Here is a 25,502-nt window from a genome sequence, read left to right as displayed (position 1 = left end):
ACCGTGGAGGAGGCCAAGGCGATCTGCGCCGAGCGATACGCGGTCAGCGACGCCGACCGCGCCAAGAACCGGCCCAAACGCGCCAGCACACGGCTGAAACAGGGCACCAAACAGGACACGAAACAGGGCACGAAACAGGGCACGAAACAGGGGACGAGCCGACGCGGTCAGGAGTCGCCACACGACGCTCCGGCAGCCGGCCCGTCCAGCAGCAAGGCTACCCGCCACACGACGGCCTGACCGGCCCTCACCACCCCCAACCGACGCGCAACGCCGTGACACCCAGTCCCGGCGTCGACCCCGCCTACCCTGATCCTTCAAAGCTTGATCGGCTTGACTTCCGTTAGGAACTCAAAACCCGGCCTTGATCCGCGATAAAACAGCAGGTCAAAGGTCCCGTCAAAAGATCTACCTACCACTATCCGAAGAGTCATCCGCCAGGCCCGATCAGCAGTTGGACACCAACCCGCGGGCCCTCAACCCGCGAAGAACGGGCCTCCTCGCGATCATGCGCAGCTACGCGATCGGCGCGCTACGCCCTGCTCAACTTCACCAACATCGCCGACGGAACCCGCTGGGTCTGCGACGACTTTCACAACCCGCTGATCGCTCTCGGTCTCACGATCTGAGAACTCCTTCAGCTCTGGCGGGCCGCCGCATCGTCGTCGCCGGCGAGTTCGCTCAGCCGCCGGGCGTCATCGAGCGTGCCTGGTTCGAGGATCGACGACGGCCCTTCCCCCGGCTCGACTTTCTTCAGCCGCGCCTGCATGGCGGCCATCAAGTCGCCCCGTTCGCCCACGTTCGCCCTCCTTGGCATCGCGTATGCGAGGCATATTTCTGATAAAGCCCCACAAGTCATGGCTCCGTCGCGCGAACTGAGGTAGGGATGCGGTTTGTAGCGGATGGAGTCAAGCCCTGGTACGCACCTGTCTTCTGATTTAGGACTTGACACGGCATTACGGCGGCCTGTGCACGCTATGAGCGATATTTGTCCGATCTACTAAAACGATCACATGCAGGGGCCGCGTTTGTGGACGATTATTCGGTCCGGGCGTAAGGCATGTATCGGCATGCGCACCTGCTGGTTGTTATTGCCGTATTGTCCCACCCGGTTGGGTTTTTGTGGGCTTATGGGCATGGAGTCACCAGAGTCCGAATCGATGCGTTATTGAAATGGTATTCCTGTAGGGCTATCTCGTGTTATTGGTGCTGGATTAGCTTTGTGGGCGACAAGGGGGCGTAATTGGGGGCAAAAAGTATGCCCTTGGTGTGATTAGCGCATCGAGAGAGGCATGAATGCGAAGTAGAATAACATTCGGCATGGCGATGATATTCGGGGTATCGCTCATGCTGCCGGGAGCACCCGCGGTCGCTGACACAGCTCAGGACATCATCGCGGCGCTGGACATCGATCCGGCGACGGTCGTCTCAGCCGAGGCTCTCGGGGATCCCAGCGCGGTGGGGGTCGGCTCCGCGTCGATCGCGGGGCTGCCCGTGCAGGGCGGGAACTACCTGGTGCTCTCAACCGGAAAGGCCGCGGACGTTCCAGGAAACTCCGCGGAGAACTTTATCTCGACGGATCTCGAGGCGGCGTTGCCGGGCGCCGACGGGAACGACCTCACGCAGGTGAAGCTCCACCTCAGGCCGCCGGCTACGGCGAGTTGCGTCGGGTTCGACTTCTCATTCCTCTCCGAGGAATACCCGGAGTACGTCGGCTCGGCCTACAACGACGTGTTCACGGCCGAGCTCAACGAGTCGCAATTCGAAGTCCAGGACGGTCAGCTGATCACCCCGAACAACTTCGCCTACGATTCGCAGGGCAACGCCGTCTCCATCAACACCGTCTACGGTTTCGCGCCCGTACCGGGAACCAATATGGACGGCGCGACGCCGGCCCTGACGGCGACGAGCCCGCTGGAACGCCGCGGGGACGGAACGATCGACTTGTTCCTCTCCATTCAGGATCTCGGTGACCCGGTCTACGATTCCGCCGTGCTCGTGGACAATCTCCGCTGGCTGTACGGTCCCACCTGCACGCCCGGAACCGCCGAACTCACCGACACCGACGGCGACGGCCTCTCCGACGTGTGGGAGACCGAAGGCATCGACTACGACAACGACGGAACCCCGGAGGTCGACCTCCCGGCCATGGGGGCCGATCCGCAGCACCGGGATCTTTTCATCGAGGTCGACTGGATGGACAAGCAGCCCACCTGCGTCTGGTTCATCTGCTGGGGCGGGAAGAACCTCGCCCCGCAGCAGGCCGCGCTGGACGACGTGCGGGCGGCCTTCGCGGCGGCTCCGGTGCCGAACCCCGCGGGCGGCGACGGGATCCGCGTGCACATCGACAGCGGTCCGGGCAGCGTGATGAACCCGCAGACCGGGGCGACCTGGGGCGACCGCAGCCGGGCGAACGCCGTCGGGTTCGTCGAGAACCTGGGCAGCTTCGCCGGCGGCGCGTACGACTGGAGTGCCTTCGACACCATCAAGTCCGCGAATTTCACCTTCACCCGCCGTGACGCCTTCCACTACGTCCTGTACGGCAACACCTACGTGGGTTCCGGCTCCTCCGGCATCTCCCGGGGCATCCCCGCGAGCGACCTCGTGATCACCGACGGGCACTCCAGCTGGGGCGGTGGGTTCACCCGGACGCAGGAACGCGGAACGTTCATGCACGAGTTGGGGCACAACCTCGCGCTGCGCCACGGTGGCGGAGACGACGTGAACAACAAGCCCGACTACCTCAGCATCATGAACTACCTGTTCCAGCTGCCCGGACTGCCGCCGGACAGCAGGCTCGACTACTCCCGCACGGCTCCCTTCGTCGACTGGGACCATCTGCGTTTCGACGGCGGCTCCGTCGGCGACCTGGGTGACTCCTCGCCGCTGCCGCAGACCACCGAAGCCGACGACACGCTGGATCCCGCCACCGCGAAAGCGCTGAACGCCTTCGCCAAGGACGGGGACGGCCTGGTGAAGATCGTCGGGCCGAGCCTGCTCCTGCCGTCGACGGGAGGCCGGGACGTCCACATCGATGTCACCAACAGCGGCGCGGTCACCGACACCTTCACCGTCAAGGTGACGTCCGACGACCCGGACGTGGCGGGCACCGTCACGGCCTCCGTCGGCGCGGGCGCGACCAAGCGGGTGACCGTCCCCGTCGACACGACGAAGATCGCTCCCGGCGCGCTGCATGTCACGGCGACCCTGTCCAGCGGTAAGGCGGGAGCCGGACTCTCCTCCGACACCGCTCTCATCACCGTGCCCGATCTCAGCGATCCCGCCACTCGGGCGGCCGCCGAGGACGCGCTGACGAGGTTGCCGGACGCCGGGCTCGACCCCGCGGTGAAGGCCGAAGTGTCCGACATGGTGGGGAAGGCGCTCGCGCCCGTCACCGCCAACCTCCGACTGGACGGCACGCTCAAGCTCAACCGCGCCTACCGGACCGGACCGCTGTCCTTCGTCCCCTCCGAGGTCGCACCGACGACCATCAAGACCGCGGCTCCTGCGGGTCAGCCGGTCCTCAAAGTCGATCTCATCAAGTCCGAGACGGTGAATCAGTGGCCCTTCTACACCGGAACGATCGTCGCGACGGCCGTGGACGGCACGCTCGTGACAGTCTCGGTGGAGGGAACCTGGTCGGCCAAGAAGCTGAAGTTCAGCGGCGTCTGGTCGGCCGCGGGTAAGACGGGCAGCACCACCCTGACCTTCGTGTCCTGATCGATGGGGGCGCCGTACGGCCCGGCCGGACGGCGCCCCCAACCTCACGAAAGGAGCAGCCCATGCCCAGAACGCGATCTCCACTCGCGGTCCTCGTGCTGTGCGCGGGATGCGTCTCGCAGCCCGCCACCTCCCCGGCGACCGGCCACGAGGGAGTCAGCGCATCGGAGGCTAAGTCGCTCGGCGCCTTCACCGCTCCCTACGACGCCCGCCTGGACCTCATCTCCTCCGGGCGTGGCCAGTGGGTTCTCCGACTGGTCAACCGGGGTCAGCATCCGGACGACTACACCTTCGTCCTCGACCCCGCGGCGGCTGGGCGGGTCACTCCCGCCCGCCTCCACTTGGCCGTCGCGGAGGAACAACAGCTGACCGTGGATGGAGCCCCGGCGACGATCAGAGTACTCAGCCGGGGCAGGAACGCGGAGATTGCCGCCATCCCACTCAGCTGACCGTAGTCGCTGGTCTCGATCGGGGCTGGCGTCCCACCGTTGAGAAGGGCAGGCGCGAATGGGCCCCACGTTGAACAGGCATGAGGCATGGTCGTCCGGCCTGAGGATGATCCCTTCCCGTCCGGCAGAGGGACGACCTTCGAGGGCCGGGTTCCCTACGGTGTGCGCGATGTTCATGCGTACCAAGAGGGGATGGCACAATGCGGCGCATCGTGGAGCGGGGAACGTGGCTGGTCATCGGGGGCCTTGGCGGGATTGATGGCCGGTGGGGCCGGGGTGGCCGTGGCGGTGGCGGAGGCGCGGAACGGCGAGATCGTCGCCTGCGTGGGGCTTGACGGGGTGCTGCGGATCCCGAGTGGCCTGGGGGAGACGGCACTGGCGACGAGCAGGCCCGTGCCGACACCGACGACCTTCCCGACCGGCCGTTGCCCTGACGGCTACCGCGAGTTGTCCTGGAACGAGACCGGTCCGGTCGGTCCCGTCGGCCCGACGGGGGCTACCGGTGAGCCCGGTCCCGCCGGTTCCCAAGGGGAGACAGGTCCCGCGGGGGAGAGGGACCCGCGGGGGAGCGCGGTCAGACCGGACCTCAGGGCCCTGCCGGAGAGCGTGGACCCGCCGGGCCGCAGGGCGAGGTTGGGCCCGCGGGCTTCACGGGACTGGAGCGGATCACCAACGTCCGGACCTTCCCGCCGGGGAACGGCGGTGGCGGTCCCACGACCTGCCCGGCTGGCAAGTTCCTGGTGAGCGGGAGCCACCGAGTTGATTCGACCCGCGGCGAACTGATCAACCCCAACGACATCATGTGGGGCCGGGCCCAGAACATCGGGGGCGGTTCGCTGGACGACTCCTACGGCTTCCTCCTGCCGGTCAACACCAGCCACTACGATATCAAGGTCACGATCACCATCGTCTGCGCCCAAATCTGACGCTCGTGCCCCCAGCCTCGGCGGTCGCTCATCGGCGAGCGGCCGTCGGTCGAGAACAGCACCTTCTAAGAGGAGTGGGTTGGTGTGGCCGGACCCGTGGCGGGTCCGACCATGCTCCCGGATTGTCGTTGGGCATGGCCATACTGAGCCGGGTGATCAACGAGACGCGGCGCCGCTACGAGGAATTGCTCCAGCGCAATCCTTATCTGGCCCAGGCCGTCTGCTGGACCGTCGTGCAGTCGGTGACGGACACCCTGACGGTCGGCACCATCGCCGAACGTCTCGGCGCGCGGGCCGAGGACTTGGAGTACGAGCCCGTCGACGAGGACCTCGACGAATATGACTACGAGATGGCCTGCCGGATCAGCCAGGCCGGGTCGTCGTTCGTCGTCTTCGAGGACAACGGCTACCAGGGCACCCGCCCCGAGATCCTGCGACGTCTCAGCGCCGGAGCGCGGGTCGTGAGCCTGTTCTGGAACGTCAACGCGAACACCAAGCTGCACTACGCGGTGTACGGCACCGTCGTCACCGCACTCCGATGTTCCCCAATGAACGCTGGGGCAAGAACCCCCAAGCGCTCGACCTCGAACTGATCGTCCTCGACGAGGCCGTGCGATCCGGCGATCCCGGGTTGTGGCGCCCGGCCGCGATGGCGGTTGTTGAGGTCATCACCGGGGTCCGCCTGGACGGGCCGGACCCGAACGCGCCCAGACTCCTGCTGGATGAGACCATCCCCGAGGATCCGCGTCCGCCAAGCGCCCTTGGCCGCGTCGACCCGGATTTGGACGTCCGCCTTCGACTGGCTCCCGCGCAGGTTCACCTGACAGTCCTGCACTGGGCAATCAGCGAGTTCATGAAAGCGACCGGCTTGGACGACGAGCCCATCGTCAGGAAAGCGCTCGAACGGATGGCATCAGGGCAGCGCGGCGGGCAGGCCAGCAGCGATCTGGTGCCGCTGCTGGCAGAACTCGCTAAGGGCTGGCGCGACGCCGACGGTGAGCTTCGCCCAGACGACCACCCACTCTCCTGTCGCTTCTGGGCTGCCAGCGCGCTGGAGACCGCTCTAACACCGCCGGGGGTGTACGGCATCGATCCCCTTGACGCGCTCGCTGCCGCGCCGACGATCCTCGGCGAGGCTTGGCACCCCCTCCGCCGTCAAATCAAGACAATGCTCGACACGTGATCGGCCGCCGCCTCCCAACGGTACGTCTAACCGGATCAACCCGGAGCCCCGATCTGGCCGCCATCACCAATTGATCGGCATCACCGGCGGCATTGCCTGATGTCCGGCCCCGCAGACGACAGCAGGTAGAGCGATCATCCTCCTCAACGGCGGCTCACCCCCACGGGCGTGGGGAGGACCTCACGCCCGGCTTCTTCCACAGCGCCGCGAGCGGCTCACCCCCACGGGCGTGGGGAGGACCAGAGCGGTCGCCCCCTCGGCCGGGCGGACGCCGGCTCACCCCCACGGGCGTGGGGAGGACCCCACCAGGTCCACGGCATCGCCGCGCGGCTCCGGCTCACCCCCACGGGCGTGGGGAGGACCGCACACTCGACGCGCACACCTACCCGCGCACCGGCTCACCCCCACGGGCGTGGGGAGGACCCGATTCCTGGGGGGATCTCCGACACTCCGGCCGGCTCACCCCCACGGGCGTGGGGAGGACGGTTCTTCGGCCTGCTGCGCGTCCATGACTTCCTGGCTCACCCCCACGGGCGTGGGGAGGACACTTACTGACCTGCTAGTTCACAATTTCACATGAGGTTTATGAAGTTCTGGATTCGGTCGGCTGTTCTGTGCGGCTGCGAACACGATCAATTGAAGGCCGTCGAAGTCGATTGCGTGGCGACTGACCATTTTGTTCTCTTCTTGACAAAAGCGCCAGGTCCGCAGCTCGGAGGAGCGGGTCAAGATGGAGTGCCCGCAGGCGAAGCCGAGGACGAACGATCTTGACGTGGGACGAGGAGCGGCCATCGTCATCGCGTCGAGGAAGAACAACGCATCCGTCCAGAATCAGGCGCACGCCCCCACGGCTGCCCGAGGAAGTCACCATCCCGCTATAACAGCCATCTCAGGCATGAGCTACATAGCTCCTGTGATCGTTCGCCTGAGGTTGTCAATGTTGCTCAGGTCTCAACAGATTGCCTATTGAGGGCGTAAATTGGCGGGGGAGTCGTCACATAGCTGTCGGACTCTCCCTTTCATATGGCTCCTACGTCGTAAGAGGGTTCAATGCCAGGACCGAAGCCTCTCGATCCCACTGCTGGCCCGGCGGCATTGCTAGGCTCTGAACTGCGGAAACATCGGTCCGAGCGGGGATGGACCCAAGCGCAGTTGGCCGAGGCGATTCGCTTCAGCGCGAGCCTGGTCGGTCTTATCGAACGTGCCGCGCAGAATCCGACCCGGGATTTCGTCGAACGATGCGAACAGGCCCTGGGCCTTCAGGGCGACTTACTGCGCTTGTGGGCGGCGATCAGCAAGGAGAACGCCCCGAAATGGTTCCGCCCGTGGCTGGATGTTGAGCAGGGCGCCCACAGGTTACGGACCTGGGAGCCGCTCATCGTGCCGGGCTTGCTTCAGACCGAGCAGTACGCCCGGGTGATGCTGAGTAACGAGCCGGGGGTCAGCCAAGAGCAGGTCGAGGAGAGCGTGACCGCTCGCCTGGACCGTCAGAAGATCTTCCTCAGAAACCCTCCTCCGATGTTCCTTGCCGTCCTTGATGAGGGGATTCTTCACCGGCCCATCGGCGACCGTGAGGCCATGTATGGTCAACTCCAGCACTTGATCAACATGGCGGCGTCTCCCTGCGTCACCATCCAGGTCGTGCCGTACAGATCCCAAAGCACGCCCGGCCTTTTGGGCGGCTTCGTGATTGCACAGACAGACAACGTGCCCGATACCGTGTACCTCGAATCGGCAGGGCATGGCCAGCTCAGGGATGATCCGGCAACCATCGCCGGCGTGAGTGTCAGATACGACTCGATTCGGGCGGGCGCGTTACCTCAGCGTGAATCGATCGAGTTGATCAGAGAGACGATGGAGAAGCAATGGAGCTGAGTGTGGAGTTGGCGACCGCGGCGTGGCGCAAATCCTCGGCGTCCGGGAGTGACGGTGGCAACTGCCTTGAGTTCGCCCCCCTCTCCGGCGACCGAGTCGGCATCCGTGACACAGAGCGGCCCGACCTGGAGCCATACGTGGTCAGCGGATCGGTCTTCCGCGCCATGATCGTTGGCGCGAAGAACGGCGAGTTCGACTTCTAGCAGGTCTATGGCCTGTGGCTGTGAACCTAGCCGGAGCACAGTCGCAAGCCATCCTATAAAGACGGTAGGACGGCGTTGTTATAGCTCCGATCTCGGAGCTTGACCGCCTCTTCATTGGAGTCCAAGCTCACAGAGCGCAAGGAGCCGAATACACCACCTGGCGAGGGAAGGACGACATGGCGCTAGCGTTCTACGGCAAGGATCCGAACAACCCCGGCAACAACTGTCCCGCCGTCTTTCGGGACCACGCCACGGGAGACTTCTTCTTCCAGGGTGAGACTGTGACCGACCCGGAGATCCTGTCCAGGGTTGCGGCGGACAGCCCGATCCTGGACACGGAATCGGTCGTGCGCCTGCCGGCCCGCATGATCGAGATCATCATGGAGGCGTGCCATGGCGGACTTCAGCAGGCTCCTCGCAGCGTGTGAACGCACAGCCTTCAAACTGGAGATGCGAGACCAGTACATGACAGACGCTCCGGGCTACCTCGCGTGGGAGGCCGGAGACCTGGACGGGGCAGTGCGCGATTACTCGGACTGGACTGCCACGGCACGCACGGCTATCGCACGCGGCGTGGACATGCGGCGCGTACGCATCGTCTCCGAGCCGGTAAGCACCTACATCAGATTCGAACACGCGGTGACTCCGGGGGTGAATCTCTCGGCTGGTGAGGTGATCAGGTGGCTTCCGAGACACCAGGCATCAGATCTGGCGCTGCCGGGTAACGATGCGTGGATCTTTGATGACCGACTGGTCCAGTTCTGTCATTTCGCAGGGGACGGTAGATGGACCTCCAACGATGAGACCAGCGACGCCGCCGTCGTACGTCTCTGTGCATCTGCCTTCGCCACCGCATGGGATCGCGCAGTCGATCACACGGAGTACCTGATCCAACCGCACCGCTGATTGCAGTACCCACACCTCATGCCCACCCCGCACCCGGCCAGTTCAAGCGCTCAGGCAGCCAGGCTTGCGCTCGCGTCCAGACTTCGTGATCTGCGACTGGACGCGCAATTGAGCGCGCGGACGTTGGCCGCCCGCGCGGGGTGGCATGAGTCCAAGACTTCGCGAATCGAGCATGGGAAGAAGCGGCCGACCGAAAGTGACCTGACGGCATGGGCCCATGCGTGCGGCACACCCGAACTGTTACCGGAGTTGATCGCTGAACTCAGGGCAGTGGATTCGGCTTGGCTGGACTGGCGACGAGCCGAGAAGACCGGCCTGACGCACCTGAACGTCGCCGTCCGTGAGCTTTACGAACGAACGCGGATCTACCGCTCCTACTGTCAGGACGTCATTCCCGGACTGCTTCAGACCGCCGCTTACACCACATCTACCCTGTCTGCGATTCGCGACAACAGGGAAGTACCCGTTGATGACGTAACGGATGCCGTTGCCGAACGGATGGCTCGACAACATATCCTGTACGAGGGCGATCATCGATTCGTATTCATCCTTGAGGTCGCCGCGCTGACGTACCGTCGCGGCGGACCTGAAGTAATGATTGGCCAGCTCGGCTTTTTGCTGAAGGCGATGGCGCTTCCTTCCGTCTCCCTGGCAGTGATACCTTCCCATATCGAACGGGCGGGCCGGTGGCCGGTTGAGAACTTCTACATCTTCGATGATGTTCAGGCGAACGTAGAACTGGTCTCGGGGTTCCTGACGATCACGCAACCCAGAGAGATTGCCATGTACATGCAGACGTTCGCCCGGTTCCATGAGATAGCCGTTTTCGGGCGACAGGCACGTGGAATCATCGAGGCCGCGATTGATTCTCTACAGCAGTAGCCGCAAGTAGTCGCAAACTTCTGGCACCCTAAAGACGCCCGCTTCTACCGTATGGGACATGCCCCCGAACACACAATCATTCGCCCCAGCAGCGTTCAGAATGAGCGAGCAAGACGCTTACCCGGGCCTCGGGCACGATGCCGAGTCCGGCCACGTAGACGAAGACAGGCTTGCGCAGCGCACCATTTCGGCGTCTGATGGCTCCGGAGTGGATCGCCGGGTATCAGTGGCGCAGCGGCGTCGAGAGATTGCCGCTGACCTGGCCGAACAGATCACCAGCGGTCGGCTTTCCGAAGGCAGCCCGATTCCCACCGTTAAGCAACTGATCGTCCGTCACGATATCTCCAAGTGGGCGGCGCTTCGCATCCAGGGGGATCTTCGCGATCGGCGGCTTGTCCGCCTGATTCCCGGTGGCGGGTATGTTGCCGGCCCGCCCGGCGATGAGCCGCCTCCGACGGTTCCGGTTCAGGAGCGAATCGAGCAGATCGCAAATGAGTGGGCCGGCAGAATCCGTGGTGGCGAGATCGGGGTGCATCAGCGGATTCCCGGTGTTCCGAGGATGAGGCGCATGTACGGGATTTCGAAGTATGCCGCTCACGAGGTCATCATCAAACTCGACAGCTTGGGTTTGGTCTACATTCTGGAAGACGTCGGGCCCAAGGCCGCACCCAGAGATTGCTGGGTCGGTGAGGACCCCCCAGAAGAGAAGAAACTTTCATCTATCGATCGGTATTACGCGCGGCAGAAACGGTTAAGAGAACTTCATAGCAGGAAAGACGAGGTCCGGGACGAGCAGATGGCGCTCATTCGCGACCGATCCGCTCAACGCGGCAAAGGCCGCCGCACACGGTGACGGCTTTCGGTTGACTACCTCTGTTTGTGATGAGTGCTCCTCCCTTCTTCAGCGTTTCTTCCCGGCCCATCAGCCACATGGTCATGGAAGTGCGGCGAATCTTTCCGCTGTGCCCGCCGCACCTTCTCCTTTCGTGCACGTTCCTGGCAGTTTCCAGATCAGCCGGACGCAAGTAGGTGGACAAATGGAAGCCCAGACCCGCTCTGAACGAGAAGAAGGATTCTTAGCACTGCCCGATGATGCCATGCGGCTGTTCGGACTGCTCGCCTTGCATCCCGGGGCGGAGTTCCCACTGGAGGCAGCCGCCTCGCTTGCCGGGGAACCGCTCGTGCCGGTCCGGCAGCAACTGGAGGTGCTGGACAGGGCGGGCCTGATCACGCAGGCCGCACCCGGCCGTTACCGGATCCCCGACGCCTTCCGTGCCCCGTCGGCCGAGTCGGCCCGCAAGAACGCTACAGAGGCGGATCACGCGCTGGCCCGGCTGGTGTGCTGGTATCTGCACACCGCCGACTGGCTTGGATACGTTCTGACTCCGTGCGACGCCTACGACTTGGAGACTGAGGTCCTGCCCGGGGTCGCGCCCCGGCCCTTTGACCAACCGGAGCCAGCCCTGGCCTGGTGGGAGGCCGAACGCGCCACCATCCTCTCCATCGTCCGCACGGCCGCGCACGCCGGGCTGCACGGGCTGGCGTGGCGGATGTCGGCGGTGCTGCGCGCCGTCTACGCTCACCGCAACGCCTTCGACGATTGGCGGGAAGTGGGCGCCATCGGCGCTGCCTCCGCCGTCGCCGACGGCGACCTCGCCGGGCAGGCGCTGGCCGCCGAAAGCCTCGGCGACCTCTGCGCTCAGACCTGCCGCCTGCGGGAAGCCGAATCCCACCACCGTCATGCGCTGGAGATCCGCCGCCGCCTGGGCGACCGTTACGGCCAGGCGCGTTCCCTGAACGCACTCGGCCTGCTCCGCCTCCGCCAACGCCGCCTGCGAGAGGCCCGTACGCACTTTGAGGACAGCTCCCTCATCTTCGCCGAACTCGACGACACGGCCCACTGGCTGGCGGTGTCCGGCGCCAACGAAGCCGAAGCGCTGATCGAGTTGGACCGGGCGGCGGAAGCGGCGCACATCCTCGGCGAGATCGTGGAGGTCTTCGATCATTTCCATGACCGTTCCTGCCAAGGCCACGCGCTGGTCCTGCGGGCCCGCGCTCAGCGGGCACAAGGGGACCTGATCAGCGCCCGAGCCTGTATCGATGCTGCCGTGGTCATCGCCGCTACCGCTGGCAACCGGATGTGGCGGGGTTCCTGGCTTCTGGAGTTCGGCCATGTGCAGCGCGCGGCAGGGCAGAGCGCCGAGGCGCTGGAGGCATATCGGCGTGCCGCTGACCTTCACTGCGAGTTCGGCGATCGCAGCGGGGAAGCCGTGGCTCTGGCCGCAGCTGCGGAAACCCACCGGGAGCAGGGCCGCGCGGAGGAGGCGGTCACCCTGCACCGCGCCGCCGAAGCCGTCCACCGCGATCTGGGCGACCGCTGGCATCAGGGGCTCAGTCTGGTCGGCATGGGCAAGGCCCTGGCCTCGCTGCAACGCCTCCCGCAGGCGCGCACGCAGTGGCAGCACGCGCTGACCGCGCTTGCCGCTTTCACCGATCCCCCGGCGACGAAACTGCGGCGGGAGATCCAAGTCACACTCACCTACCTACAAGGCCATTGAATGATCCCGCTCAGACGAATCCGACCATGAAGATTCTTCCCTTGTATCGCCATCCGGTGAAAGGCGCCGTCGATCTGGCCGCGGATCGCGATCGATGCAGCCACTCTCGCCCGGTTCCCGCCGCTGACGCACGCTTCGATGGTGTCATGCCTCACCTGCGGCCCTTAGACGTGGAAGGGCCTCCTGTATGCCCGAGCTGGCGGCTTTGCCCGGCTGACAGGAGGCCTGACCACCCCTCGCGGGAGATCGACGTCACGTTCACCTACCGTCGCGGCCGTTGAACGACCCGCCCAGCGGACGTCAATGGAAGTCAATGGTGTCGCGCCTCAACCAAACAGGTCCCGCTGGGGCGGGAATAGATGATGACCGGTAAAGACAAAGCCCTACCGGGCGAGCGGGACTGGGTGAAGGAAACTGGCAGAGGTCCGGGACAGGACGCCCGCCGCGCGACCTGAGCCAGGAGGATGAAGACCCGCTTTACGTGCGGATCGCCGACCATTCATGAGCTCGTGTCACAGCGCGGCTCACCCCCACGGGGAGGATGGTTGTTCTGTGACTCCGAACGCCTGCTGAGCCAGCTCACCCCCACGGTCGTGGGGAACGGCGGATGTCCTTCAACCCGCGCCCCGTGTACTCCGACTCACCCCCACAGGCGTGGGGAACGGAGAGGCAGGACCATGCGAGCCGCCTCGCGAGCCGACTCACCCCCACGGGCGTGGGAACGGGCGAAATAGGTCTGAGCGGCGGCCACGGCGGGCGACTCACCCCCACGGGCGTGGGGAACGGCCACCCACGCTGACCCACCTGTACGTGGACAACGACTCACCCCCACGGGCGTGGGGAACGGTTCCACGCGTCGTCCAGATTGGACTGGGCCCACGACTCACCCCCACGGGCGTGGGGAACGGCTGAACCGCAGGGCGGGGGTGCCCCCCAATTCCGACTCACCCCCACGGACGTGGGGAACGGGACCCGAAGAAGGGCGCCATCATCTTCATGAACGACTCACCCCCACGGGCGTGGGGAACGGGCCCTTGACGTCCACCCAGGAGTCCGCGCCCTCGACTCACCCCCACGGGCGTGGGGAACGGTTTTCTGCGTTATGCGGCTAGATCCATGTCCGCGACTCACCCCCACGGGCGTGGGGAACGGAGGTCCAGGCTCATTGCATCCGCTCCAGGTACCGACTCACCCCCACGGGCGTGGGGAACGGGGTTTCGCGGTGGACACCTATGAGGCGCTCGACGACTCACCCCCACGGGCGTGGGGAACGGAAGACCATCAGCTCGCTGATGAAGTGGACCCGCGACTCACCCCCACGGGCGTGGGGAACGGGGCGTCCCCGGATTTCGGCAGGCTTTTGACGACGACTCACCCCCACGGGCGTGGGGAACGGCGCGGCGTCGTCCTCCACATCATGGCCGGCACCGACTCACCCCCACGGGCGTGGGGAACGGTCGTTGGCGCGGTGGATCGTCTCCACCACGTTCGACTCACCCCCACGGGCGTGGGGAACGGGTGCTCGCCCCGGACACGGTGTGGGCGTGGGCCGACTCACCCCCACGGGCGTGGGGAACGGCTCCAGGCGGGCGTGATCGAGGACGCTGATGACGACTCACCCCCACGGGCGTGGGGAACGGGACACGGCAACACCCCGGTCGACGCCAACGACGACTCACCCCCACGGGCGTGGGGAACGGGCGGGAGTGACGTCATCGCGGGCCGGCCGAATCGACTCACCCCCACGGGCGTGGGGAACGGCGACCGGACCGGCCGCCCTTGATGAAGAGGTCCGACTCACCCCCACGGGCGTGGGGAACGGACCATCGCGCGCGGCCAGCTCGCGAAGGCGTGCGACTCACCCCCACGGGCGTGGGGAACGGCTCGCACAGGCGGCGGACACGGGCGATGGCGGCGACTCACCCCCACGGGCGTGGGGAACGGCACTGAAATGCTGACGTCGGCCGATGTAAATACGACTCACCCCCACGGGCGTGGGGAACGGGAGTTCACAGACCACTCCCCGTCTGTGAGCAGCGACTCACCCCCACGGGCGTGGGGAACGGTCGTTTGCGCCGCTCTTCTTACGGTCGCTGAACGACTCACCCCCACGGGCGTGGGGAACGGCGTCGTACCAACCGTCTAGCAAGTTGCTAGGGCGACTCACCCCCACGGGCGTGGGGAACGGGGGTTCACGGTCGGCTCCTATGAGGCGCTCGACGACTCACCCCCACGGGCGTGGGGAACGGCCCTTCGCCCGCTTCACGACGCGCAGGTACCACGACTCACCCCCACGGGCGTGGGGAACGGCGAGACCGGGCCGGATTCGATGCCGCGGGCCACGACTCACCCCCACGGGCGTGGGGAACGGCCGGCGCGGCGGTACCAGGCGCGGGCGTTGCCCGACTCACCCCCACGGGCGTGGGGAACGGTTGACCGACGAACAGCGGGACCGCATGGACGCCGACTCACCCCCACGGGCGTGGGGAACGGGCGGTCGCCTCGTCTGGGCAGATCCGCGGGTCCGACTCACCCCCACGGGCGTGGGGAACGGGACGGATGCGCCGGCGAGTTCGTTCTCCAGTGCGACTCACCCCCACGGGCGTGGGGAACGGACTTGCTGAGCTGGGGGAATTCGGTTGACCTGCGCGGATAGGACTGTCGGGGTTTGTCGGTGATTCACAAGAGGTGCTGGCCCTGGTCGGCAGGGCACGGGATGTCATGGCTCGGGTGGAGGTTCGGGGAGGAAGCGCACCAGTTGGAGGCCGTCGAAATCGCTGATCTGGCGGCGGCGCTGCCCGGCGGTGCGGATGGTGAAACCTTGTTCGTTGTCGGCCGGGTGGACGCAGGTGGCCGCGCCGTCGGCGACGCAGCCCGCGACGGCGGCCCAGAGCTGATCTCGGACGCGGGCGGAGACGGTGCCGACGTACAGGCCGGGGGCGGGTTCGATGAGCCAGCGGCTAAGGGCGCCGCGGACGTGGTCGGGTACGGCGGTGGTCGAGATGACGATCATCGAAGCCACGGCGGGGCTCCTTGGCGGGCTCCGCTCTTTGCCGTCGCGGAGCAGGCGATGGGAGCTGCCTGGCCTGGCTGGGCGGGGGCTACCACGGGATGTCGGCTCCTCCGACGGCTTCATCGCCGTAGTTGACTCCGGCGGGCAGGGAGCCCAGGTCGGGATCCCACAGGTGGACGATGTCGGCGGTCTGCGCGGTAGGTGATTGTGCTGCAGCGGCGGGGGCGATGACCTTCTGTATGTCTGAGACGATCGCAGGCATGAGTTTGATCAGTCGGAACTCCTCCCGGAGCCCGACACGGGCCTCGCGTTCGGGATGGATCGAACCGGCCAGGGAGAAGGCCAGAGGGATGGTGACCTTCGCCTTGTACAGGTCGGCGATGTCGTAGACGAAGGAGGTTTGGGTTCCGGCATGGATGAAACCCAGGGCGGGTGAACAGCCCAGCGCGCAGATGGCGGCGTGCACGACTCCGTACAGGGCGGCGTTGGCCGCGGACAGCGCCAGGTTAACCGGGTCTTGATCGTCCCAGGCGACAGGGTCGTAATTGCGCCGGAACCGGGCGATGCCATGCTTGGTGGCCAGTAGCCGGTACAGCGCCTTCATCCGCTGCCCTTCCAGCCCGCGTAACTGGGCGAGTGAGGTGCCGGCGGGAACCGAGGCCGACCCGAAGCGGTGCTCGTACATCCGCACCGCCACCCGGAGCCGTTCATCTTCGTCGGCCCAGGCGCGGGCTTGGTGTTCCAGCCAGTCGGTGGTGAGTTGTGCGGGCAGGATCCCGGCGTAGGACCGGACGCCGCCCGCGCCGACGCAGACCAGGGTGGTGCCGTGGCGGGCGAAGGTGGCCAGCGCGGGCTGGGTGATGGAAGTGCCGGGGCCGAGCAGCACGCATGACAGCGACGCGGTCGGCAGGTAGACCCGCTCGACGCCGCGCGGGGAGTCGACCTGAGCGCACACGCCGGTGTCGTCCTGGACGATGCGAACCGTCTCCATGTACAGGAACGACAGCGAGTCGGCGATGCGGGGCAGCATCGCCAAGGTGGGCTGCCCGAGACGGCGTTTGGCGTCCGACGGAGATCTGCTCACCGCAGGGCCGCCGGGGCGAGGCTGAGCAGGCCGCAACCGTAGGTCTTGCCGCGGCCGATACCGTTCAGGACTGCGGTGCGCAGCGCCTGCGGGTCACTCACCGTCCCGTGCCCGTCGAATCGGACCACGGCGTGGCGTACGGTGCCTTTGGCGCGAATGTCCTGCAGGGAGTGCGAGGTCACGGTGGTGACGGCGAGTCCGTGGACCGCGGCCCGGGTCGCCCACCACTCCTCGGCGGCGGCGCCATGCAGGGCTTTGATCTTCCCGGCGTCCTTGCCCGCGGTCCGGCCCAGCCGTTTGGAGGGGTTGGCGGCGATGCGGTAGTGCACCGGCAGGCCGGTGGTCAACTGGCGTAGCAGGCCGTCGAGCTCACGCACGGCGATCTCGCCGTAGCCATCGGGCAGGCACCCAAGGTCGGGCTTCATCCGGCTCTGGGCTAGCAGGTGAACGCCCTGCCGGGTGTCCTCGATCCGAAACAGCACCCCGGCCTCTGCTCGCGCGTTCGCCCCCAACTCGTCGGGGACCAGCAGCATCATCCGCTTGTGCAGGCGGTCCGGATCGGCCAGGTCGCTGGTGACATCCCGTCGGCGCAGGTCAGGGAAGATACGCGTCAGCCAGGCTGTCACCGTTCCTCCTTCGCATAGGCAACGAGGTCCTCCCAGAACTTCTCACCGGTGACGAACAGGTGCTGGGGCAGGGGCTGGGTGGCGATGCTCACGGTGCGAGTCCGGTACCGCCGGTCGTGGCGGTCGAAACTCTCCGGTACGTCGGCCAGTTCGGTGACCTCCTCGGCAGTCTGTGCGCTGTCGTCGGTGACGAATTCGGCCTCGGGCGCGTCGTGCTCGCGCAACTGCCGCGCCACCGGCACGCGAGTGCGCAGCTCGTTCACCGGGTCGGCCGCCATGGCGCGCAGCAGCAGCGGTTGGTCCGGGGGGCAGGAACGCCGTCCCAGGTACGGCTGCCAGCACGGGCGCTGCAGCGCCTCGGCGATCCCCGCGATCCTGTCTTCCGGCCCTTCGACCGCCACGGTGAATGCCGCGTCCGACAGGTATTGGCGCCGGGTGACGATTGTCGCGGTGTCCCGGGGCCGCTGGGTGCCGTCTGGCCGGGGTACGCCCCGGGGCAGGCCTCCGCCGACGGTGTGGAAGTCCATCATCCGCACGCCGGGCCGATCGATCCGTACGGTGAAGCGCAGCAGGTCGTAGTCGCCCAACGGCTGGCCGCGCCGTACCCCCTCAGCAGAGGCGAACAGGCCGATCAGGCCGGACCGTGTGGGGAAGCGCAGCGTGTCGCGCTGGGTGAAAACGCTGTGCTCCCCCCAGGACTGCAACGGCCCGGCCAGCCGCAGCACGAGACCGCTCACTGCGAGGCTCCCTGGTGAGCTGAGGCCACAGCCCCGGCGATCAGTTCGGCGAAGGAGTCCACAAGGTCGCCCAACCCGCTCAGCGGCTTGTCGTCGATGCACGCGTACGCGCGGTGCACGACCCCCGTGGTGCCCCACAGCTTCTCCAGCCGTCCGGCGTGGTGACTGAGCTGGTCACGGGAAGGGGCGGCCAGTCCGCGCTCAGGACGGATCGGTGCCTCGAACGCGGCGGCGTAGGAGATGGGCCTGTCCGCGCGCACCGCGACGTGCACGAGGTCGGGCAGGGTGTTGGCCGCCGAGCTGGTCTGCTTGCCGGTCGGCAGCGAGGAGACGAACGCCGCCAGGAACGCCCGCGTGAGCTCCTCGGCCATTTGGGCGTCATCGCCCAGATTGGTCCGCAGGCCGGCCAGGTCCAGGCTCGCGTACCGGTAGAACACCCCGGCGCTGAACTCGGCGCTGTTCATGTGCCCGCTGCCCACCGCGTCCGGGGGCAGGCAGTCGTCCACTGCGGTGAAGAAGTCGATCTCGGGTGCGACCTCGTGAGTGGTGAACGCATGTGCGACCTGCACGACGCCGTCGACGCCTGCACCGGGCAGCTCAGCCAGCATCCGGCCGAACAGGTTGATCACGCCGTTGCGTTCCGACAGCAACTCGCCCACCTTGTCCACCGGCAGCACCGCCTTGGGCTTCTTGGCCCCCACAGTCTGCTCGATGTCCTCGCGGTGTTCCTCGGCCAGGTCGGCCAGGGCGTCCAGCGCCGCCTTGGGCAGGTACAGCAGCACCGATGTTCCGCCCTTGTCCTCCAGTTTCAGGCCCTCCTTCTTGTTGGCCGACAGCGCCACCTGCGTGCCCGCTGCCAGGGCGGCCTCTTGGGACCAGCCGCGGTTCTGCAGGCGCTCGGCGACCTCTGCGGGCACCCGTCGGGTCCGGACCGCCGGGTCGCCGATGCTGCGTTCCACGTCCAGGCGTACGGCGCGCTTCCAGCATTGGCTGGACACCCGGGTACGGGTGGCCCCGCCGTAGACCAGGCTCTTGGGGGAGCCCAGGTCGTCGCGGTTGAGGTTCGCGAACGGCACGGTTTGCAGGACGTGCACGTCGAGGTAGCGGGGGGTGGTCACTGGTCCTCACCTTCAGGAGTGGTGTCGTCGGTCGGGTCGTCGGGGTCGGTCTTGCTGATCGCCCGGTAGAAGTCCTGCAGCCACCACTTGGTCACCTGGCCGCGTTCGTACTCCCAGCGGCTGAGGTCGCGCAGCAGGCGTCCCCAGTCGGGCTCGACCTCCGCGGTAGCTAGCCGACGGACTAGGCCGGGTAGGTGGCGGTGCAGACCAGGAATGTTCTGACGGCACAGCAGGTGCAGTCGTGCCTCCACCGTGTCGGCGGTCAGCTTCTTGTCGGCCACGGCCCGGCCGAGCGTGCCGCCCAGGCTTGTTGTCTGCCGTCCGGCCTTTTTCTTGGGGCGGCCTGTATCTCCGGTCTCGCCTTCGCCGCCAGGCTCGGCCGCCGGTTCGTTATGGATCGGGAGAAGTACGGCTGGAGCCGTCTCCCGGCCTGGTTCCACCTCGGTGTCCGGGCTGTGCTGGGCGGAGCGGCCACGGGGCTGCGCGGCGATCAACGCTGCTACTGAATAGTAGGCCTTCTCCACCGCCGAACGCGTCCGGTCGGCCGGTAGCCACGGGGCGACCACGGAGTGGGCCTTGCGGGCCAGGTCGTCTTCTACCGGTCGCCCCAGACTCCGACGCAACGCTGAGCGTCGGCCTGGGTTCTCCTTCACCTGCTTACGGACATGGGCCACGTACTTGTCCGCAGTCTCGATCGACATCACATCACATCGCCTCCCTGGCCGTTTCCGCCTCGCTGCCGCTTGCGGCCGTTGATCAGCTCGCGTTTCATTTCAATGGCGCGCTTGATACGGGGTTGGAGCACTACGGTGTTGCGGTCGGTCACCTCGTCGTAGACGTCCAGTGCCAGCTGTTTGAACTCCTCCGTCACCTGGTTGAAACGGCGCGCCCGTACTCGTTCCCAGAACAGCCGTTCCGCTCGCGGCCAGTACCGGAAGGACCCGTCCGCCTGCCAGGGGCCGTGGGCGATGCCGGTGCGCTGGGCCTTGCCCTCGCCGTTGGATGGATCGTTGATGGCGATCCAAGCCTCGCGCAGCGCGTGTCGAAGCTGCCCTTCCAGCAGTTCGGCCGTCTGGCGCATGGTGCTGATCGCATGCGGCACGCCGTCTTCGTTGGCCAGAGCCAGCATCGCTGGGGTGATCCCGGCCATCCACTCTTTGTCCCGTGTCTGGCCGTCCTGGTCGAAGCCGTACGCGCGGGCCCGCAGTTCGGGCAGCAGGCTGCCCCGCAGGTCTTCGACTGCGGCGAGAACAGTAGGCCGACGCGCGTGATTGTCGCCCGTGTCCTCCATGAGCAGCGCGTCGAAGTCCCGCCACAGGGCACGACTCGCGTCCGCCTGCCGGGCGTAGTACGTCCCTTCCTTGTTCTGCTGGTAGATCAGATAGGGATCTTCGGCGGGGAACTCCTGGTCGCGCCAGGCCCAAGTGATCCACGTATCCGTCGCATACTCGCCGTCCGCGGAAGGCTGTAGCAGGACCGCGTGTTGAAAACGGCCGGTCAGCACCCCGCCGATGCCGCTGGGCCGGGGCGCCAACCGGCGGGTGGGGTCGGGCAGGTCATCGGTCTCCCACGGCGCTTGGTCAAGACCGCCGGTGTCGTAGTGGTGCACCGGCGGGATACCGGCGACCAGGGACTCGAAGACAGTGCGCCCAACTGGGTGGAATGAGATCGTCCTCCGCAGCGGCCCGGCCTTGCTGTTGCCGCCCGACACCGTCCCGGCTGTGCGAGGCGTGCATTGTCCCGACGGTCCGTAGTAGAGCTGGGTTAGCAGGTGGAACACCGCCTCATCCGCCCGCAGTGGGGGCGGGGTGAGCGCGGTGGCGTGGTTGAACCACACCTGGTTGTTGCCGGCGGGCCGGAACATGACCAGCTTGTTCACACCTGAACTCGTCTTGCACTGTTCCCGCAGACGTGGATCCTGCAGCCACGGGCGACTCGGATCAAAGAGTCTGAATCGTCCCGGGTGCCGACCGAAATACTTTTCGATGGCGTCCTGGTCGAAACAGCCTTTCGCCAAGACGTCCGCCTGGCGGTCGTTCCACGCGTCGCTCCCGCACGTCATGTCATCAAGATCCGTTATACGGGCAGCTATCACTGTCAACACCCGCCACAACGCGGAAGCACCTGGCGGCGGTGACGTCTCGATATCAGTCAGGACATGAGCCTGCTCGAACAGCTCCCGCAACCCGACCTTCCGCCGCGCCTCACCCTCCCTGACCGGCACCCACCCGCGTTCCAGCAGGTCATAGGCGCTGGTATCGGCCACTGGGGGAGGGGGTACCGAGCGAGGGGTCGGGGGGGAGGGCATGATAGACAGACCTTTCCTTCCTCATTTGATGAGGGTGAGCCGGAGTTCAGCTGGCTGCGCTGTGTGGCTTACGTCACTTCCCCACGCCCGTGGGGGTGTACTTGGGGCGGCTGCTCCAAAGTAGTTGAGCTGTCCACGGTGTGTCTAGGATTTCCGAAGGAGTTCAGCTGTCTTGCGAGAGCCCGTTGCTTCGAAAGATCCCACCGCACTAGGCTGCGGATACCGATCAGGGAGTCCCCCTGAAATCGGGTCGTGGACCACTTGGCACTTGGTGATGGTCCCGCTGAAAAGGAGGAAGCGTAGGTGACTGCTCGGCGAAAACCGCGGCGATCACGGTTGTTGACCGGCGATTGGATGGCTCTGGCAGCTAGAGCGGTCCTGATCGTCGTCGATTGGCTCACGCGCTTCCCCAGGTAGGGGTCCGACCCCCTACCTGAGGAACGCGGTGACGCGCGAGCCCCGTGCTTGCTGGTCCGCGAGGCGGGGCTTGCTGCGCAGCACATCAAATTGTAGATCTGCCGCATGCTCACTCTTTCCGCTATCCCATTGATGAGGCTTGGATGTCGGTGACGGATTCATCGAGGTCAGACGTGACGGCGAATCCGGAAGCTAGTCGTCGATATTGGGCATGAAATCCGATAGGCCGAGTTCCGGAGACAGCCACACCTCCCGTTCGCCCAGCACCCCAGGCGACTGCTGGTCAGGCAGTGAGACCACTGCAAGGTCTCGCAAGTGCGGACTCTTCTCCCAGTCCGCTGAGGCGGCGTTGTCTGTCGGCCGTCCGCGCAGCCAGGTGCCCGGAACCGGGATCGTGTTCATGAGCACGTGCCTGACCTGTTCCTTGGTGAACCAGGTTCGCCCATCCTTCCGGCCTTTCGGCTCCGCCGGGAGGGGCCGGTCACCGAGCATGAGCCGGCCGTCGGCACCGACCGTGCAGCAGACGATTCGGGCCGAGTCCGCGCCGAGGCGGGTGGAGTACTCGGTCACGAAATCGTCGCCGGTGAGCTGGCTCAAATCGTCAACCTTGCTCGGTGCGGGAATGGCGGCCATCTGGGCGTACATGTCCTTGGTCTGCTCGTCGGCGAGCCGGGCCAGATCCTCATCGGTGATCGGTGAGGTCTCGTCCCCGAACGTCTCGTCGTAGACCTGGTCCACCAGATGCTGGATGTCGCCCGGAATTTGCACCTGCGCTTCGGGCAGGTGCGCCAGGGCGGTCCGCGTCCGGCGCAACAGCGCGGTCGGGTAGACGAACGGCCAGGCGGCAGGTATCCGCAGATCGCCGGCCTCGTCCACCGGAGTCAGGACCACCAGCCGCATCCTGCCGGTCGCCTGCACCGTCCCGTCGATCTCCGCGACATCCACCGCCCAGCTACGCCTCCAGCGATCAAACATCGGATGCCGCTGGCACCGGCCAGCCCGCTGCAGCAGCAACGCGATCGGAGCCAGGTCGCTCACGACCAGATCGAAGTCCAGATCCAAGGACTGCTCGATCACTTGGGTGGCTACCAGGATCGCCGCCGTCGGCCTGGCGCCCCCGGCGTCCTTTCCGAACCAGCGGACCACCTCCTGGGTGATCTCCTCTCGCTGGTACGCGGGGAATCGCGAATGCAGTAGCCGGACCACCGGAATCGGACCGCGCTGCTCGCCGAGCCAGGACTTCAACGCCAGGTAGGTACGCTGCGCCTCACCAACGGTGTTGCAGATGACCGCCGCGCAGCCGCCCTCACGCACCAGCGGCCCCAAAACCTCACGCAGAACCGCCCTACGGTCAGGGCGCCGATCCGGGCCGACCAGCACGTCGCGGGTCTCGACATGCAGCGTGCGCTCACGGGACTGCACCCGCACAGACTCCGCCGCCTTAGGGCTGACGTACAACCATCCCGGGTACGTCACCTCGGGCACCTGCACGCCCGCACACCCGGCACCGGTCAGGTAGGCCTCGGCCAGGCGCTTCCCCGTACCCACTGGGAGAGTCGCCGACAACAGCACCACCGGGACCTTCAACGAGCCCAGCCACTCCAGCAGCACCTTCAGCAGGCCCTGCATGTACGCGTCGTAAGCATGCACCTCATCAATGACCAGCACCTTCCCGGCCAGGCCGAGCATCCGCAGCACGTTGTGCCGTCCCCGCAGGACGCTCAGCAACGCCTGGTCGATGGTCCCCACCGCCAGGTTCGCCAGCAGGCCGCGCTTGCTTCCCCGCAGCCACCGTGTCGCCATCGGATCGCCGGTCAAGACGCCGACTTCCTGCCCTTCGGCGGTGTACGCGGTGTTCAACCAGGCCATGCTGTGCAGCAGTGTCAGAGAGTCGGCGCCCTCAATCCGGCGCCCGCGAAAGTCGCCCACCCGCTGCAACATCTGGTCGGAGGTCGCCATCGTCGGCAACCCGATGAAGTAGCCCGGCATGCTCGCCGCCTCCCCCATCAGCCGCCCGGCATGGAGTGCCGCTTCGGTCTTGCCCTCGCCCATCGGGGCCGTGATCAGCAACAGGCCGGGTTCCTCGCTGATCAGCGCGGGCAGACGCTCGCTCACCGATCGTTGAAGGTCGTTCGGCTCGAACGGGAAGTCGTCACTGAACCCGCCCGCCGCGAACCTCAGCCGCCCCAGACCCGCCTCCCGGAGCAGCGACGGAGCTGTGGTCCTGCTCCGCTCCAGATGTGCCTTGAGGCTGTCCACATCACCGCTCTCAGGCATCCCGGCCTGGAGTTGGGCGAGCAGGAACGCTTCCTGGCTCGCCAGCCAGTCCGCCAGGATCACCAGGCCGCAGGCCAGCGCTCCACCGGCCGCCGACACCGTGGGGGGCGGTTGCGGGCTGCCCGTCAACGGGTGCATCAGAGACGCGATGGTCTGCCGCTGCTCCTCCCACTTCCCCCTCCCCAGAGCGGGCAACGAACCCAGCGGGTTGGCGAACTCTCGGCTGTTGAACGGGGCGAACGCACCATGGTGACCACCCAGCAACTGAGAGGTCCGGAAGGCAGGGGAATTCTTCCTGGCCATTTTGTAGCCCGCGGCCAGGAACATCTGCCCCAGCCAAACATGAGCGGCGAAATCGTGCCCTACCGGAGTCGCCGCCACCATTTCATAACCGGATAGCCGATCGAATCCGTTTTTGACTTGGCTTTGGAAGCCGGCCGTGCACTTGCCGATATCGTGCAGAGCGGCCCAGTACGACAGCTGGCACCGGGTCTCATCCTCGCCAGACTTCAGTTCCGCCGCAATCGACGCCCGGAGCCCAGGCGAAAGATATTCATCCCACAAGGCTTCCGCAACTGCTGCAGTGTCCAGTAGATGGCAGACCAGCGGATAGGGCGACGGCAGCCCTCGCGACTTGCCCCACAGGGTCAGGTCGACATCCAATCCACTCATCCGAACCCCTTAATCCTGCGGCGTCACACCTAGCAGCGGGCGGTTGATCTCTCTCTCCGCCCAGGCGAAAGCTCACTGTAGAGTCAGCCACCGACAATCCGGGAGAGATTACAGAACATGAGACTTCTTCTTCTAAGAATGTAGTCATAAGGACATAAACCACCACAGTTCACACCTCGAGATCTGCGATGTTCTGTCGCATGCGCTATTGCGCCCGCTCAATGTCCTTTCTCGATCACCGACAATTCCCGACATCCATGTCGCCGCAGGTCAGGTCTATCCTTGCTGCTGAGGAAGTCTGCTCCCCACGCCCGTGGGGGTGGACCGTCCGCCAGGCCCTCGGGGTGCTGCGTCACGAACTGCTCCCCACGCCCGTGGGGGTGGACCGGCGGCAACCGCGTCCCCAATGGAGGTGTAAGCCTGCTCCCCACGCCCGTGGGGGTGGACCGCCCGAGTCGGTCAACAGGTCGTGGATGATGCGCTGCTCCCCACGCCCGTGGGGGTGGACCGTTCCTGCACGCGGTGTCGGTCGCCTTCGATGTCTGCTC

23 protein-coding genes and 3 CRISPR repeat arrays (1 of these 26 cut by a window edge) are annotated in these 25,502 nt (G+C 66.2%); of the genes, 13 read left to right on the top strand and 10 right to left on the bottom strand.

The features are described from left to right. A partial coding sequence (locus Amac_RS54710; RefSeq protein ID WP_218040910.1) for a hypothetical protein occupies positions 1 to 240 on the top strand: 240 nt, incomplete at its 5' end. Positions 241 to 637: 397 nt separating this feature from the next. Here the strand turns inward: Amac_RS54710 and Amac_RS06960 are convergent. Continuing rightward, entirely contained in the window at positions 638 to 799 is a 162-nt protein-coding gene (locus tag Amac_RS06960) for a hypothetical protein (protein ID WP_155353478.1), read from the bottom strand. Positions 800 to 1,320: 521 nt separating this feature from the next. Between Amac_RS06960 and Amac_RS06955 the strand changes: the two genes are divergently transcribed. From Amac_RS06955 to Amac_RS06935, 5 genes are all read left to right on the top strand, one after another. Next, positions 1,321 to 3,720 (top strand): choice-of-anchor L domain-containing protein, encoded by a 2,400-nt coding sequence (locus Amac_RS06955; protein WP_155353477.1) that lies wholly within the window; start codon positions 1,321 to 1,323, stop codon positions 3,718 to 3,720. Positions 3,721 to 3,782: 62 nt separating this feature from the next. Further along, a complete protein-coding gene (locus Amac_RS06950) occupies positions 3,783 to 4,169 on the top strand; it encodes a hypothetical protein (RefSeq protein ID WP_155353476.1) in 387 nt (128 codons plus the stop codon). Positions 4,170 to 4,909: 740 nt separating this feature from the next. After that, positions 4,910 to 5,095, top strand: a complete 186-nt coding sequence (locus Amac_RS06945; RefSeq protein ID WP_155353475.1) for a hypothetical protein — start codon at positions 4,910 to 4,912, stop codon at positions 5,093 to 5,095. A 134-nt stretch (positions 5,096 to 5,229) separates the two neighbouring features. After that, a complete protein-coding gene (locus Amac_RS06940; RefSeq protein ID WP_155353474.1) occupies positions 5,230 to 5,688 on the top strand; it encodes a DUF6461 domain-containing protein in 459 nt (152 codons plus the stop codon). Continuing rightward, a complete protein-coding gene (locus tag Amac_RS06935; RefSeq protein WP_155353473.1) occupies positions 5,634 to 6,278 on the top strand; it encodes a hypothetical protein in 645 nt (214 codons plus the stop codon). The genes Amac_RS06940 and Amac_RS06935 overlap by 55 nt, the downstream gene beginning before the upstream one ends. A 149-nt stretch (positions 6,279 to 6,427) precedes the next feature. Next, positions 6,428 to 6,825: direct repeats of the CRISPR family, unit length 31 nt; unit sequence CCGGCTCACCCCCACGGGCGTGGGGAGGACC. 17 nt (positions 6,826 to 6,842) lie between these two features. Here Amac_RS06935 and Amac_RS06930 read toward each other — a convergent pair. After that, positions 6,843 to 7,094, bottom strand: a complete 252-nt coding sequence (locus tag Amac_RS06930; protein ID WP_155353472.1) for a hypothetical protein — start codon at positions 7,092 to 7,094, stop codon at positions 6,843 to 6,845. Between the two features lie 234 nt (positions 7,095 to 7,328). Between Amac_RS06930 and Amac_RS06925 the strand changes: the two genes are divergently transcribed. The 7 genes from Amac_RS06925 (at position 7,329) to Amac_RS06895 (ending at position 12,702) form a co-directional block, all read left to right on the top strand. After that, positions 7,329 to 8,153, top strand: coding sequence for a helix-turn-helix domain-containing protein (locus Amac_RS06925; RefSeq protein ID WP_155353471.1), 825 nt, complete (start codon positions 7,329 to 7,331; stop codon positions 8,151 to 8,153). Continuing rightward, positions 8,144 to 8,356, top strand: coding sequence for a DUF397 domain-containing protein (locus Amac_RS06920; protein WP_155353470.1), 213 nt, complete (start codon positions 8,144 to 8,146; stop codon positions 8,354 to 8,356). Before Amac_RS06925 ends, Amac_RS06920 begins: the two co-directional genes overlap by 10 nt. A 176-nt stretch (positions 8,357 to 8,532) precedes the next feature. Further along, positions 8,533 to 8,784 (top strand): hypothetical protein, encoded by a 252-nt coding sequence (locus Amac_RS06915; RefSeq protein WP_155353469.1) that lies wholly within the window; start codon positions 8,533 to 8,535, stop codon positions 8,782 to 8,784. Then, positions 8,750 to 9,262 carry a DUF6879 family protein gene (locus Amac_RS06910; RefSeq protein WP_155353468.1) on the top strand — a complete coding sequence of 171 codons (513 nt, stop codon included), beginning with the start codon at positions 8,750 to 8,752 and terminating at the stop codon, positions 9,260 to 9,262. The genes Amac_RS06915 and Amac_RS06910 overlap by 35 nt, the downstream gene beginning before the upstream one ends. Positions 9,263 to 9,280: 18 nt before the next feature. After that, positions 9,281 to 10,144, top strand: coding sequence for a helix-turn-helix domain-containing protein (locus tag Amac_RS06905; protein ID WP_155353467.1), 864 nt, complete (start codon positions 9,281 to 9,283; stop codon positions 10,142 to 10,144). Between the two features lie 100 nt (positions 10,145 to 10,244). Then, a complete protein-coding gene (locus Amac_RS06900) occupies positions 10,245 to 10,997 on the top strand; it encodes a helix-turn-helix domain-containing protein (protein ID WP_155353466.1) in 753 nt (250 codons plus the stop codon). A 244-nt stretch (positions 10,998 to 11,241) separates the two neighbouring features. Next, on the top strand, positions 11,242 to 12,702 hold the full coding sequence (locus Amac_RS06895) for a tetratricopeptide repeat protein (RefSeq protein WP_170322359.1): 1,461 nt from the start codon (positions 11,242 to 11,244) through the stop codon (positions 12,700 to 12,702). 575 nt (positions 12,703 to 13,277) lie between these two features. Then, a CRISPR array of direct repeats spans positions 13,278 to 15,317; the repeat unit is 29 nt; unit sequence CGACTCACCCCCACGGGCGTGGGGAACGG. A 104-nt stretch (positions 15,318 to 15,421) separates the two neighbouring features. Here Amac_RS06895 and cas2e read toward each other — a convergent pair. The 8 genes from cas2e to cas3 form a co-directional block, all read right to left on the bottom strand. Next, entirely contained in the window at positions 15,422 to 15,715 is a 294-nt protein-coding gene (cas2e, locus tag Amac_RS06890) for a type I-E CRISPR-associated endoribonuclease Cas2e (RefSeq protein WP_246268123.1), read from the bottom strand. A gap of 88 nt (positions 15,716 to 15,803) precedes the next feature. After that, positions 15,804 to 16,799 carry a type I-E CRISPR-associated endonuclease Cas1e gene (gene cas1e / locus Amac_RS06885; protein WP_246268118.1) on the bottom strand — a complete coding sequence of 332 codons (996 nt, stop codon included), beginning with the start codon at positions 16,797 to 16,799 and terminating at the stop codon, positions 15,804 to 15,806. After that, positions 16,796 to 17,425, bottom strand: coding sequence for a type I-E CRISPR-associated protein Cas6/Cse3/CasE (gene cas6e / locus Amac_RS06880; protein WP_155353463.1), 630 nt, complete (start codon positions 17,423 to 17,425; stop codon positions 16,796 to 16,798). The genes cas1e and cas6e overlap by 4 nt, the downstream gene beginning before the upstream one ends. Next, positions 17,422 to 18,162 carry a type I-E CRISPR-associated protein Cas5/CasD gene (gene cas5e, locus Amac_RS06875; protein ID WP_170322358.1) on the bottom strand — a complete coding sequence of 247 codons (741 nt, stop codon included), beginning with the start codon at positions 18,160 to 18,162 and terminating at the stop codon, positions 17,422 to 17,424. Before cas5e ends, cas6e begins: the two co-directional genes overlap by 4 nt. Beyond that, positions 18,159 to 19,280 (bottom strand): type I-E CRISPR-associated protein Cas7/Cse4/CasC, encoded by a 1,122-nt coding sequence (gene cas7e, locus Amac_RS06870; RefSeq protein ID WP_155353461.1) that lies wholly within the window; start codon positions 19,278 to 19,280, stop codon positions 18,159 to 18,161. The genes cas5e and cas7e overlap by 4 nt, the downstream gene beginning before the upstream one ends. After that, complete coding sequence (gene casB / locus Amac_RS06865) at positions 19,277 to 19,981, bottom strand: type I-E CRISPR-associated protein Cse2/CasB (RefSeq protein ID WP_155353460.1); 705 nt, start codon at positions 19,979 to 19,981, stop codon at positions 19,277 to 19,279. The genes cas7e and casB overlap by 4 nt, the downstream gene beginning before the upstream one ends. Beyond that, positions 19,981 to 21,588: a type I-E CRISPR-associated protein Cse1/CasA gene (gene casA / locus Amac_RS06860; protein ID WP_155353459.1), complete on the bottom strand. Its 1,608-nt coding sequence runs from the start codon at positions 21,586 to 21,588 to the stop codon at positions 19,981 to 19,983. The genes casB and casA overlap by 1 nt, the downstream gene beginning before the upstream one ends. Positions 21,589 to 22,197: 609 nt before the next feature. After that, entirely contained in the window at positions 22,198 to 24,954 is a 2,757-nt protein-coding gene (gene cas3, locus Amac_RS06855; protein ID WP_155353458.1) for a CRISPR-associated helicase Cas3', read from the bottom strand. 298 nt (positions 24,955 to 25,252) lie between these two features. Then, positions 25,253 to 25,502: a CRISPR direct-repeat array (repeat unit 29 nt; unit sequence CTGCTCCCCACGCCCGTGGGGGTGGACCG) (it continues 1,121 nt past the right edge of the window).

It is taken from the genome of Acrocarpospora macrocephala (genome assembly GCF_009687865.1).
Classification (GTDB): domain Bacteria; phylum Actinomycetota; class Actinomycetes; order Streptosporangiales; family Streptosporangiaceae; genus Acrocarpospora; species Acrocarpospora macrocephala.
Note: the sequence above shows the minus strand (reverse complement) of the source record. Positions and strands in the feature narration are given on the sequence as shown.